We start from the raw sequence: 12075 nt of genomic DNA, 5'->3' as shown, positions 1-12075 counted from the left end.
AACGGGCGGTCGTGATGACCGCCCGTTTTCTTTTTGGATATCTGGCAAGACTGACCTGCTACTCCGCGGCAATAAGGTCACTTGTCCGTTGATTTTCCGGCAAGGCCATATCGTGTTGCAGCTTGGCGCGCAGTTCGTCAATCGAACGGATGCGTTTGATCTCGTCAAAACAGGCTTCACCCTGGGTGTGGCTTTTGCGGATCAGGGCCATCCATTGCTTGATGCGACCGGCCTGATGATTTTCCGATGCGCCGTCGGCCGCCATCAGATCGCAATAGGCCAGCAACATGGACAGAACATCGGCCCAGCTTTCCTTGGGCAGGTGTGATCCGCCTTCAAATGCCTTGATCCGGTTGGCAAGGTCCGGGGCGGCAATGGCACCCCTGCCGATCATAAAGCTGTCGCAGCCCGATATATCGCGGCATTTCTGATAATCCGCGACATCCCAGATTTCGCCATTGCCGGTCATGCCAATGGAAATGGCTTCGCGAATGCGCGCAAGATACTCCCAATGCGCTGGCGGTTTGTAGCCTTCCATCTTGGTACGCGCATGCACGGTCAGGTGCTGCGCGCCACCGGCCTCAACCGCACGCGCGATATCAAGGAACATTTCCTTGTCGGAATAGCCAAGCCGGACCTTGGCACTGACCGGGATGTGATCCGGAACCGCACGGCGCACAGCCGAGACGATTTCATACAGATTTTCCGGGCATTTCAACAGCGACGCACCGGCTTCGCGCTTGTTCACGGTCTTGGACGGGCAGCCGAAATTGATATCAATGCCCGGCGCGCCAAGCTCAACCGCGACAACCGCGTTTTCGCCCATCAGTTCCGGGTCATGGCCCATCAGCTGGACCAGAACCGGCACCCCCGAAAGCGTCTTGCCACCGTTCAAAAGTTCCGGGCAATAACGATGAAACACGTGTGCTGGAAACAGGTTTTGCGACACGCGGATAAACTCGGTCACGCACAGGTCGAACCCGCCGGCAGCACTCAGCAATTGCCGAACGCGCCAGTCAACAAGTCCTTCCATCGGTGCCAGCACCAAGTGCGTCATCGGGTTTACCCAGTTTCAGAAAATCAGTTGGCGGCTTTTACCACAAACCGCCCAAACCTGCCGGTGAAAAATCACAGATCAGCCTTGCCGTCCTGCGCGCTCTCGCGCCGAAATACGGCAGAAATAGCGCATTGCTGACACGGTTTCAGCGAATTTGGGGGCTAGCTTTGAATCATCAAAAACAACAATGAAAGGGCATAAACATGCTCTATATCTTTGAAAGCGCGCTTGATGAAGTCGAAGCGGTCTCGCGCGAGGCCCGTGAAAAACTCTCCGGTCTTGAACAGGTTTTGCAATCAACCTCCGAAAGCATCCGGGTCCTTCAGGAACGTCTTGAACAGACAGCCGGTTGATAGTTTCGGATCATTCTTGATCCATGTCTTTGAAACGACACATCGGTTGGTCCATGCTGGGTGTTATGTTAACCAGCGTGAATGTTGCCGGTGCCCAAAGTGCCAAAGTAACGCCGCCGATACCAAAACAAGGAGGATTGCAGGATGCTGTATATCGTAGAAAAAGCCCTGGATGAGCTCGAATCCGTACCGACCGAAAAGCGCGAAGGCCTCAAGCATCTTGATCAGGAAATCAACGATGCGGTCGAGAAGCTTAAAATCCTGAAAGAAAAGCTGAAAGCGGCTGAAAACAAGTAATCCAGCCACAGCTAAATGGTTTAAGAGGCCGCGCGTTTTGTGCGGCCTTTCTATTAGAACGGTATTTCATCGTCCCAGCCAGCGTTTTTCTCTTGATACCTCTTAATCCCGTCAAGTCGAGATGTTAGGTTTGCGAGAACTAGCCATTGCTTTTCGGTAGAGAGTTTTCGCAGAAATTTTAGGAAAACCTCTAGTGTTGATGTGTAGAAAACTTCATTTTTCCAGAATTTGAAACCGCCTTCGACGAATATACCTATTATCTTTTCCGGAGCATGAATGCGCTCCTCAAGCATGTTCTTTTTGTATACTTCTTCCAGTCCCTCAATGATTTCGGTCGTATCTGTAACGTATTTCGATGAGGTCCCGATTTCTGAAATAGCCTCGCACAAGCTTTCCGAGAACAGGCGGTAGGTCTGAATTTCTTCGTCTGTGAACTCTGTTTCTGCGTATTCTGTTTTAGCTATTTCTAACTTTATATCAGAGAACGATTTTGGTCGTTTTTCTGCATTGAGATCGCACATCTCTGCGATGATTTTAGCGTAATCATACTCGGATATGTGTGCATCATTTGCTGCTTTCGCAAAGAGCTGACCAACAAAGTAGATTTCCGTTCTGGTATCATATTGCCCTTTGTTAAACTCCAATGGTTTCTCGCACCACCAATTCAAAGATATGCTTTTATCAATATTGGTTTCTAATCCTGAAGATTCTTTCCCAAAACCGAAGTCTATTATTTTTGGTTCTCCATTGATGTCAATCAATATATTGTCCGGTCTAATGTCCCTGTGAAGTATTTTCTTTTCTTCTAAGTAAGAAAATCCATTTATTGTTTTCTCAAAAATTGCACCTATTCTTGTTGGGTTGGATTTTATGTGCTTTATTATATTGTCTCCCTGAATATACTCCATGGTTATGTATGATGTGTCAGATTCATTATAATCGAAGTAGCTATAAACTCTGACGATATTCAGGTGGTTGATTTGGAAAAGTATTTTCGCTTCTCTGCGGAATCTATCAAGTAGCTCTCTAAATAGATCCGGGTTTTTGCGTTTTTCTATAATAGGCTTGTATTTTTTTGCGACGAGATCAATGCCCATCTCTTCGTCACGCATTAAAATGGTTTCTCCGCATGCGCCGTTCCCTAAGCTCTTTACGAATTTGTACTTTTGGGGGCGATTGAACTCGATTAGTTCCTTAACACGCGAGGTCTTCATTTTTAGTGCACCTAACTAACTCTGAGAGGTGCTAGTTTATCACTTTTTACTACTTTTAGTACCCTTTGGCATATCGCCAATGACCTCTTTGATAGTTCGCTCAACTAGCCGGTCTTGATCAGACCCAGCAATTCCTCGACCGCGGCGGTCGGGTTGGTGGTGCCCGATATAACATCGGTCTCAAGCGTCTGAAGTCTGCTTGCCACGTCATCGCGCGCGGTGAAGGTTTCAAGCAACCGGTCGCGCAGCATCGTCCACATCCAGTCATGTTGCTGGCGGGCACGCTTGGCGGTGAACTCGCCTTCCTTTTCCATCACGGCGCGGTGCTGGTTGATCAGATCCCAGATGTTATCAAGCCCGTCATTGATCAGCGCTGAAACCATCACCGATTGCGGCCGCCAATGTTTGCTGGTGGGCTGCATGATTCGCAAAGCTGAGGAATACTCACGTTTTGCTTCGCGCGCCTTGGCTGGGTCGGCATCGGCCTTGTTCACCGCAATCAGATCGGCAATTTCAAGCACACCCTTCTTGATGCCCTGAAGTTCATCACCCGCGCCGGGCAACATCAGAACAAGGAAGAAGTCGGTCATCTGCGCGACCATGGTTTCGCTTTGTCCCGCACCCACAGTTTCGACCAGAACCACATCAAACCCGGCGGCCTCGCACAGAAGGATGGTTTCGCGCGTCATGCGATTGACCCCGCCCAGATACCCACTGCTGGGCGATGGGCGGATATAGGCATTGGGATCAATCGAAAGCTCGTTCATCCGGGTTTTATCCCCCAGAATGGATCCGCCCGACCGTGCACTGGTCGGATCAACGGCCAGCACGGCAACCTTTTTACCCGCCTTGGTCAGGTTTTTGCCAAACGCCTCGATAAAGGTCGATTTACCGACACCGGGCACACCAGTAATGCCGATGCGCTGCGACCCGCCCGTGTTGGGCATGAGTTCGGCCAGAACCGCCTGCGCCTGTTCGAAATGTTTGGGATTGCGGCTTTCAACCAGCGTAATCGCACGTGACAGAATGGTGCGATCACCGGCCAGAACACCCTTAACGATTTCATCGGTTGAAAGCACGCGTCTGCGCACGGCCTTGCGCGGGCTGACCGTGCCGCCCGAGCCTGCAGGTATGGTGCGCAGCGTTTCTTTCACCAGGCATTCCTTGAATTCGGCGCGTTTCACGCCAGCAAAGCGTTACGTCGAGTTGGAAGGAAGCGGCGATCAGGCCGCTTCCTCGCCAGACTGATTAAGCTTTTCTAGCAGGTCGCCAGCCGCTTCGGCAATGACCGTTCCGGGCGGGAAGATCGCCTCGGCCCCGGCTTCGAACAGTTTGTCGAAGTCCTGCGGCGGGATCACGCCGCCAGCAACAATCATAATGTCTTCACGACCAAGCTTGTCGAGCTCTGCGCGCAACTGCGGCACAAGGGTCAGGTGCCCGGCGGCAAGCGAACTGGCGCCAACGATATGAACATCGTTTTCAACAGCCTGTTTGGCGGCTTCTTCCGGGGTCTGGAACAACGGCCCGATATCGACATCAAAGCCAAGATCGGCAAAGGCCGTTGCAATCACCTTTTGCCCCCGGTCATGACCATCCTGGCCCATCTTGGCGATCAGGATCCGCGGACGGCGGCCTTCATTGGCCTCGAACTTCGTGATCAGGCGATCAACCTTGGCCAGTGCCTCGTTATCAGCGCCGACTTCGGTTTTATAAACGCCCGAGATCGACCGGATCACCGCCTGATGACGGCCATAGACCTTTTCAAGCGCATCGGAAATCTCGCCCACCGTACATTTCGCACGCGCCGCCTCGACAGCGAGTTCAAGCAGGTTACCATTGCCAGCATCGGCGGCATTGGTCAGCGCGGTCAGCGCACTTTCAACAGCCGCGTTGTCACGTTCAGCCCGCAGACGTTCGAGTTTTGCGATCTGCTGACGGCGGACTTCGGCGTTATCGACCTGAAGCACATCGACCGGGCGATCATCGGTGACACGGTATTTGTTCACACCCACCAAAGTTTGACGGCCGCTATCAATGCGGGCCTGCGTGCGGGCTGCGGCTTCTTCGATGCGCATTTTCGGAATGCCGGCTTCAATCGCCTTGGCCATGCCGCCCTGTTCTTCGACCTCGGCGATATGCGCCCATGCCTTTTCGGCCAAATCGCGCGTCAGGCGTTCGACATAGTATGAACCACCCCACGGATCGATAACATTGGTGGTGCCGCTTTCCTGTTGCAGGAACAACTGGGTGTTACGCGCAATCCGGGCCGAGAAATCGGTCGGTAGCGCCAATGCCTCGTCCAGTGCATTGGTATGCAACGACTGGGTGTGGCCTTGGGTGGATGCCATCGCCTCAACACAGGTACGGATGACGTTGTTAAACACGTCTTGGGCTGTCAATGACCAACCCGATGTCTGGCTGTGGGTGCGCAGCGACAGCGATTTGGGGTTTTGCGGATCGAACTGTTTGATCAGCTTGGCCCAGATCATGCGAGCCGCGCGCATCTTGGCAATTTCCATGAAGAAGTTCATGCCGATCGCCCAGAAGAACGACAGACGCGGCGCGAATTTATCAATCGGCAATCCCGCCGCCTGACCGGCACGGGCATATTCGATGCCATCGGCCAGGGTATAGGCCAACTCCAGATCGGCCGTCGCACCGGCTTCCTGCATGTGATAGCCGGAAATCGAGATCGAGTTGAATTTCGGCATGTTTTGCGAGGTAAAGGCAAAGATATCCGAAATGATGCGCATCGATGGTTTCGGCGGATAGATATAGGTGTTGCGCACCATGAACTCTTTCAGAATGTCGTTCTGAATGGTGCCCGAAAGCTGTTCGTGCTTCACACCCTGTTCTTCGGCGGCCGCGATATAAAGAGCCATCACCGGCAGAACCGCACCATTCATGGTCATGGAAACCGACATCTCATCAAGCGGGATGCCATCAAAAAGGGTGCGCATGTCATAGATGCTGTCAATCGCCACACCGGCCATGCCAACGTCACCTGCGACGCGCGGATGATCACTGTCATAGCCCCGGTGGGTCGCCAGATCGAAGGCAATCGAAAGCCCCTTTTGCCCGGCGGCAAGGTTGCGGCGATAGAACGCGTTCGATTCCTCGGCGGTGGAGAAACCGGCATATTGGCGGATCGTCCAGGGACGCTGCACATACATGGTCGGGTAGGGGCCACGCAAAAACGGCGGCATGCCCGGCATGGTATTTAAATGATCAATACCGTCCAGATCCTTGGGCCCGTAGGATGATTTGACATCAATCCCTTCTGGCGTGGTCCAGGGCGTGCTTTCAAACGGGTCCTTGGCACCTGCGGACGCGCCATCAAACAGCGGAAGGTCGGAGAAATCAGGAATGCGGGTCATGGTTATTTCTCCCCCTGTTTGCCAAGAAGATGATCAAGTGCGGCACCACAAATGGCAAGGACATCGGCCCCGACAAAAACAAACTCGTCAATGCCCGCAGCTTCGTAAGCCGACCGCGCATCGCCCGGCTGGCCAGCAAGATAAACCATGCTGGCACCTTTGGATTTCAGCGCCTTGGCAACATCCGCTGCCATGTCGGCATATTGTGGGTCCGATCCGCAAATAATGGCGATTTTCGCCCCGCTGTCGCCAAAGGCGGTTGCAACATCATCCGCATTGGCAAAGCCGTTATTGGTGATCGCCTCGATCCCGCCGGCTTCAAAGAAGTTACGCGCAAAGGTCGCGCGTGCCGTGTGCTGGGCGACCTTGCCAAGATTGGCCAGGAAGACCTGCGGGAAGGAGCCGGTCTTTGCCTTATGCGCATCTGAACGTTTGCGAAGTGCCTCGTAACGTTCGGCAAGGCGATGGGCAGGCAGGGCACCGACACATGTCGCGGCGCTGGTGCCATAAAGATCGGTAAACATGTGCCCGATGGTGGCGCCTGCGCGGGCGGCCTCAATCATCGCATTAAGGCTGTTGCCGACCGTGCCGTCAAATTTGGTCTGGCGGGCCTTGGCATTTGCAACAATCGCGTCAAGGTCCGGCTTTTCGCAGGTGACCTTGGCTTCTGTGATGTTGGGGAATTCCGACACACCGGTCAGCGGATCACGACGGGTGGACAGCCGTTTTTCACGCGCGTTCCAGACGGTCTCGATCTCGGTCTTCAGGCTGCCATTGGCAAGGGCACTTAGAATGCCACCCGATGCCTCAAGCGATTGGAACTTCGACCAGGCGGCCTTCGCCAGCTCCTTGGTCAGGTTTTCAATAAACCATGAACCACCCGCCGGATCGATGACCCGGTGGACGTTGCTTTCTTCCTGCAAAATCAGTTGGGTGTTGCGCGCAATACGACGCGCAAAGCCATCAGGCAGGCCAATCAGATGATCATAAGGCAGGCAGGTCACACTATCCGCACCACCCAGACCGGCGGCAAAGCTGGTAACGGTGGTGCGCAGCATATTGACCCACGGATCAACTTTGGTCAGGGCCATTTCGGCCGAAACCGCATTGATGGTGATGGTCGCATCCTCGGCACCCGATGCCGAAAGAACGCGGCTCCACATCATGCGAAGGGCACGCAGCTTTGCGATCCCGGCAAAGAAGTCAGTGCCGATGGCGACATTAAACACCATCGCACCCGCGGCCTGATCAACCGCCATTCCGGCATCGGTCAGGGCGCGCAAATAGGTGACCCCGCTTGCCAGCAGGCAGGCCAGTTCCTGACCATCGGTGGCGCCAGCATTATAATAAGGTGCGCCATTGACCGAAATTGCAGTCGCCAGCGGGAACAGATCAATCAGCTCGACCGCAACGCTTGCTGCATGATCAACCGCGTCCTGCGCCCCGCAGGGCAGGGTGCCGGTGGATGCCAGCGTGCCGATCGGATCGATGTTAAAGGCCGGTGCGGCTTCGTCGGCACCATCGGTATTTGCAATATGCGCGGCCAAAAGGGCCGCGGCCGGAACACCTGCCGCCCCGGCATCAAGCCCGACGGTGGCAAGGTTGGTGTAAACATCCTCAAGCGCGGCATCAAGATCGGCCAGGCAATGAATGGCAATCCCGTCAACACCGACCTCGGCAGAACTGATTTCGCGCCCGGCGCGGGCAGCGGCATCAAGCCTTAGCGTGATTGAGGTCGCCCCATTTTCAAGATCCTCAAGGATCGCGGCATTGGTCGCCGTGGGATCGGGATGGGTATGAAGCTGTCGGATATCCCAGCCGGTGACGGTTTCGCGCGGCTCGACCGTGGCATTAAGAACTTCGTGGATCAGCCGGGTCGCGTCATCCTGATCATCATTTGTATAGATCGGCTGAATGGAAAAGCCATCAAGGGTGTTGGTGACAAGCTTCTTCTCGTACGGTGCCCCTTTAAGGGCCTCTTCGGCAAGCTTGCGCCAACTTGCATAATCAGCAGATGGAAATTCGGATGCGAGCTTTAGCGGGTCGGACATGGTTTCTCCCGGCTTGGTGTGTCCCGTCCTTGATGCGACTCCATATGGGGTCTTTATATGGCGTCGGGCACGGAACGTTGCCAAATTCTATTCTACTACGGATTCCCAGTACCCGGTACACCCCGCCCGGCCCATTTCATGCCAAGAAAACACCATCGGTATTCTGACTCGCGAGAAAGCCTGCAAAAAGGCCGTCACGCTTACAGTTGCGGGGGCAGTTCCGGGCTTGGCCAAAGTGCGCTAAGGCACGGCCGCACCGGATTCCCGATCCTATTTTCCGGTCACATTCGCGACATGGCGGTTTATAGCACCTGTCCCTAATTCCGTAAATAGGCATGGAAATACCTATTTAGACGGATATCGATCCCGACAAATCAGGTTTCCGTAACGTTATGTTGGCGGAAACATTGGGGTTTTGCCGGTCTGTTCGTGGTTTGCGCGTCACATGGTTTCGATCATTGCGGCCTTATACTTTCGCGGCACGGGTGCAAGATCGGGGTGAAGCCGGAACATTGCGTGGCAAAAATTTGGCGGGTTTAACCAATTTGACATTTTCGTCTGTCAGTTTGGACTTGTCCCAAAACTCGGAGTATCGCCATCTATGAACGCGCTCAGCGCCATGCCGTCGCAATTCTGTCCTGATGGACTGGTTGCGTTCGCCGACGACAGTCCCAGCGCCAAGGCAGCCCTTGAAACAGTGTTGCGTCGGGCAGGATATGACGTGGCCGGTTTTGATTGTGCCGATGATCTGATTGATCAGCTGGACGGGCTTTATCCCCGTGCCATCATCCTTGATATTGAAATGCCGGGTATGAGCGGCTTTGAAGCGTTCTGCGAAATTCGCCGCCGCTATCCCAACAGCCAAAACGTGCCGGTTTTCTTCTTCTCGGCCCATTATGATGCCGACACCCGCGCACAAGCCGATGCGCTTGGGGCGGCCGATTTCATCAGCAAGGACGCCAGCCCGAAAGTGGTGCTTGAGCAACTCAATCGGGTGCTGGGCCATTCCATCAGTGCCTGCTAGCGGTGCTGTCAGACCGGCTCTGCCTTGATCAATCCTGAACGGACCGCCACGCCCTGCCTTACGCAGGGCGTTGTTGTCTGTGGGTTCTGTGCGTCTCCTCGCCCAGGGAAATGATGCTGTCTGCGGCCCCATGCACATGATAAAGCCAGTCTGTCGGCAAGGTGGTTGCCGGATCAATCGCAGGCTTCTTGGCGAGCCGATCATAGATCGGCGCCAGCGGCACATTCATCGCGTCAAACAACTGATCGTAACTTTCCAGAACGAAATAGGTTTTCTGGAAATCATTAATCGCATAATCCGTGCCCATGACGCGTTCAAGCTCGAACGCCACCCGGTTTGGCGTGGGATCGGTGACCGAATAGATGGTTTCGGTTTGCGATGACAACATGCCCGCACCATAAGCGCGCAAACCATGGGGGGTCATGATCAGGCCAAACTCGACCATGTACCAATACATCCGCGCCAGCTGTTTCAGGCCACCCTTTGCAACGGCCTCTGGACCCTTGGCGCCATAGGCTGCCAGATAATCGGCAAAGGTCGGGTCATAGAGCATCGGCACATGACCAAAAAAGTCATGGAAGATGTCGGGTTCGACCAGATAGTCCATTTCCTCGGGCTTGCGCAGCCACACCGTGACCGGGAACCGACGATTGGCAAGGTGGTCAAAAAACACATCATCTGGCACCAGCCCCGGAACAGCGACAAGATGCCAGCCGGTCGCCGCATGAAGTTTCTCGCTGACCCGGCCGAAATGCGGAATCTGATCCGCCGCATCAAGTTTCATCAGATTGCGAATGTAATCCTCGGCGGCATAACCGGGCAAAATGCGCGACTGGCGGTCATAAAGTTTGCGCCATAGTTCGTGCTCGGCCTCGGTATATGTGCTCCAGTCCTGATCGATGGTGTAGTCGTCATTGATGTGACTGTAATCGCCACGCAGATCGTTTCCCTGATTCATGGCCGTCCTCTTTCGGGTTCTATTGCCGATTTACAAGGATCATTTTACATCAACTCTAATGTCATTTTCTGGCCAATAAGGCGTCTAAATCAGTTATGATGTGCATATTGTGACCTTGTTGGTTTGATTTGGGGTTTAAAATGACCGACGTGACGCTAAGCGCGACTGATATCCGGATATTGCAGGCCCTGCAAAAGGACGCCGCCATCAGCAATGTCCAACTGGCTGAAATGGTCGGCATGTCCCCATCACCGTGTTTGCGTCGGGTCAAACAGCTTGAGGCATCCGGGGTGATCAAACGCCAGGTCGCCCTTCTGGACCGCAAGAAACTTGGCTTTGGGGTGCTGGCGACCATTCAGGTCCGCTTGCAAAGCCATACCGAACAGGGGGCGGAGGATTTCGCCCGCGCGATGAATGATCTTCCGGAAATTCTGTCCTGCTGGGCGATGACGGGACGGCAGGATTTTCTGCTGGTGTCCGTGGCGCGCGATATCGAAAGCTTTGGCGATTTTGTCACCCATCAGTTGCTTTCAATGCCCAATGTGCGCGATGTGCAATCCAGTCTGGTTTTGAAGGAATACAAGAACCTGACGGCCATACCGTTGCCAAAAGGTGTTTGAAGGCGGCCGTCAGATGGCGGTCACCTTCGCAGTTGCAAGATTTGCCATACTTGATTTTCCACCGGTGTTTCAGGCATAGACTGATCAACCCACCAAAGCCGGAGCTTTAAAATGCCTCAGTCAATCGCTGCCAACCCGATCCTTGTCGAAGCCACACGCGGCGATATGGTCGAAAGTTTCCATCGCGGTCGTTACGTCGTGATGACGTCTGACGGGACGGTGGTTGATCAGGGGGGCGATATTGATGCGCTGATGTATCCGCGATCTGCGATCAAGCCGCTTCTGGCCATTCCGTTCGTTGAAAGCGGCGCGGTCGAGGCCTTCGGGCTTGAAGACAAACACATTGCACTTGCCTGTTCATCACATAATGGCGAGGAAGAACACGCGCAAACCGTCAAAGCATGGCTGGAGAAGATCGGCCTTTCGGTCGATACACTGGAATGCGCCCCGCATTATTCACTCAGCCTGAATGCCGCGATTAAACAGGCGTCTGATCATGTGAGCCTGACCAAGGCGCACAATAATTGCTCTGGCAAACATTCAGGCTTCCTGTCGACCGCACAGCAGCTTGGCGAAGACCCGGTTGGCTATATCGAAGAATCCCATCCAGTTCAGCAACGCCTGATCAAGGTGTTGGAAGAAATGGGGGATTGCGATCTGTCTTCGACGCCGCGCGGTATTGATGGTTGCGGTATTCCGGTGATTGGCATGCGGTTGCGTGATCTCGGCCTTGCGATGGCGCGCATGGCCGACCCAGTTGGCCTTGATGCCAAACGCATTGATGCGATCAAGCGTATCCGCAAGGGCTGTGCAAATGCGCCCTTCATGGTCGCCGGAACCGGGCGCTTTTGCACCGGGATCATGGAAGAATGCGGTGAAGATGCACTGGTCAAAGTCGGCGCAGAGGGTGTTTATTGCGCAGCCTTCCCCAAACAGGGGCTTGGTGTGGCGCTTAAGATCGATGATGGCACCCAGCGCGGGGCAGAGGTTGCGATGGGCGCGATCCTGCGCAAACATGGCGTGATTGATGACGCCAAGGCCGAGATCCTTAAAAAATACCTGACCCCGGTTCTGACCAACTGGGCGGGCAAATATGCCGGGGACTTGCGCCCGGCCTTCTGATC

Annotated in this window: 11 protein-coding genes and 1 riboswitch; of the genes, 5 read left to right on the top strand and 6 right to left on the bottom strand. The window is 54.4% G+C overall.

Features of this window, described 5'->3' with window-relative positions:
• Positions 1-58: 58 nt before the first annotated feature.
• Entirely contained in the window at positions 59-1057 is a 999-nt protein-coding gene (locus TH4_RS03565) for a tRNA dihydrouridine synthase (protein ID WP_064779915.1), read from the bottom strand.
• Positions 1058-1260: 203 nt separating this feature from the next.
• Here TH4_RS03565 and TH4_RS20610 point away from each other — a divergent pair, with 203 nt between their 5' ends.
• Both TH4_RS20610 and TH4_RS20605 read left to right on the top strand, forming a co-directional pair.
• Positions 1261-1410 carry a hypothetical protein gene (locus TH4_RS20610; RefSeq protein WP_157097702.1) on the top strand — a complete coding sequence of 50 codons (150 nt, stop codon included), beginning with the start codon at positions 1261-1263 and terminating at the stop codon, positions 1408-1410.
• A 144-nt stretch (positions 1411-1554) separates the two neighbouring features.
• Positions 1555-1707 carry a hypothetical protein gene (locus TH4_RS20605; protein WP_157097701.1) on the top strand — a complete coding sequence of 51 codons (153 nt, stop codon included), beginning with the start codon at positions 1555-1557 and terminating at the stop codon, positions 1705-1707.
• Between the two features lie 53 nt (positions 1708-1760).
• Here TH4_RS20605 and TH4_RS03560 read toward each other — a convergent pair whose 3' ends face one another.
• From TH4_RS03560 to TH4_RS03545, 4 genes are all read right to left on the bottom strand, one after another.
• Entirely contained in the window at positions 1761-2921 is a 1161-nt protein-coding gene (locus TH4_RS03560; RefSeq protein WP_064779914.1) for a protein kinase family protein, read from the bottom strand.
• 104 nt (positions 2922-3025) lie between these two features.
• Complete coding sequence (gene meaB, locus TH4_RS03555) at positions 3026-4075, bottom strand: methylmalonyl Co-A mutase-associated GTPase MeaB (RefSeq protein ID WP_083996966.1); 1050 nt, start codon at positions 4073-4075, stop codon at positions 3026-3028.
• A gap of 69 nt (positions 4076-4144) precedes the next feature.
• Positions 4145-6298: a methylmalonyl-CoA mutase gene (scpA, locus tag TH4_RS03550; protein WP_064779913.1), complete on the bottom strand. Its 2154-nt coding sequence runs from the start codon at positions 6296-6298 to the stop codon at positions 4145-4147.
• A 2-nt stretch (positions 6299-6300) separates the two neighbouring features.
• The gene (locus tag TH4_RS03545) at positions 6301-8349 is read right to left on the bottom strand and encodes a methylmalonyl-CoA mutase family protein (protein ID WP_064779912.1); all 2049 of its coding nucleotides are present in this window, start codon (positions 8347-8349) and stop codon (positions 6301-6303) included.
• A gap of 136 nt (positions 8350-8485) precedes the next feature.
• Positions 8486-8664: riboswitch (cobalamin riboswitch) on the bottom strand.
• 286 nt (positions 8665-8950) lie between these two features.
• Between TH4_RS03545 and TH4_RS03540 the strand changes: the two genes are divergently transcribed.
• Positions 8951-9373 carry a response regulator gene (locus TH4_RS03540; RefSeq protein ID WP_008888386.1) on the top strand — a complete coding sequence of 141 codons (423 nt, stop codon included), beginning with the start codon at positions 8951-8953 and terminating at the stop codon, positions 9371-9373.
• Positions 9374-9431: 58 nt separating this feature from the next.
• On the opposite strand, the gene phhA is transcribed toward TH4_RS03540, so the two are convergent.
• Positions 9432-10331 (bottom strand): phenylalanine 4-monooxygenase, encoded by a 900-nt coding sequence (gene phhA, locus TH4_RS03535; protein WP_064779911.1) that lies wholly within the window; start codon positions 10329-10331, stop codon positions 9432-9434.
• Positions 10332-10471: 140 nt separating this feature from the next.
• On the opposite strand from phhA, the gene TH4_RS03530 reads away from it, so the two are divergent.
• Together TH4_RS03530 and TH4_RS03525 are read left to right on the top strand one after the other, a co-directional pair.
• Positions 10472-10951 (top strand): Lrp/AsnC family transcriptional regulator, encoded by a 480-nt coding sequence (locus TH4_RS03530; protein WP_064779910.1) that lies wholly within the window; start codon positions 10472-10474, stop codon positions 10949-10951.
• A 111-nt stretch (positions 10952-11062) separates the two neighbouring features.
• A complete protein-coding gene (locus TH4_RS03525; RefSeq protein ID WP_064779909.1) occupies positions 11063-12073 on the top strand; it encodes an asparaginase in 1011 nt (336 codons plus the stop codon).
• Positions 12074-12075: the final 2 nt, after the last annotated feature.

It is taken from the genome of Thalassospira tepidiphila MCCC 1A03514, assembly GCF_001662875.1.
GTDB lineage: Bacteria > Pseudomonadota > Alphaproteobacteria > Rhodospirillales > Thalassospiraceae > Thalassospira > Thalassospira tepidiphila.
Note: the sequence above shows the minus strand (reverse complement) of the source record. Positions and strands in the feature narration are given on the sequence as shown.

Excerpts from the sequence above, each read along its gene's own strand:
- TH4_RS03565 (WP_064779915.1), bottom strand. The coding sequence starts at position 1,057 with ATGACGCACTTGGTGCTGGCACCGATGGAAGGACTTGTTGACTGGCGC.
- TH4_RS20610 (WP_157097702.1), top strand. The coding sequence starts at position 1,261 with ATGCTCTATATCTTTGAAAGCGCGCTTGATGAAGTCGAAGCGGTCTCG.
- TH4_RS20605 (WP_157097701.1), top strand. The coding sequence starts at position 1,555 with ATGCTGTATATCGTAGAAAAAGCCCTGGATGAGCTCGAATCCGTACCG.
- TH4_RS03560 (WP_064779914.1), bottom strand. The coding sequence starts at position 2,921 with ATGAAGACCTCGCGTGTTAAGGAACTAATCGAGTTCAATCGCCCCCAA.
- scpA (WP_064779913.1), bottom strand. The coding sequence starts at position 6,298 with ATGACCCGCATTCCTGATTTCTCCGACCTTCCGCTGTTTGATGGCGCG.
- TH4_RS03545 (WP_064779912.1), bottom strand. The coding sequence starts at position 8,349 with ATGTCCGACCCGCTAAAGCTCGCATCCGAATTTCCATCTGCTGATTAT.
- TH4_RS03540 (WP_008888386.1), top strand. The coding sequence starts at position 8,951 with ATGAACGCGCTCAGCGCCATGCCGTCGCAATTCTGTCCTGATGGACTG.
- phhA (WP_064779911.1), bottom strand. The coding sequence starts at position 10,331 with ATGAATCAGGGAAACGATCTGCGTGGCGATTACAGTCACATCAATGAC.
- TH4_RS03530 (WP_064779910.1), top strand. The coding sequence starts at position 10,472 with ATGACCGACGTGACGCTAAGCGCGACTGATATCCGGATATTGCAGGCC.
- TH4_RS03525 (WP_064779909.1), top strand. The coding sequence starts at position 11,063 with ATGCCTCAGTCAATCGCTGCCAACCCGATCCTTGTCGAAGCCACACGC.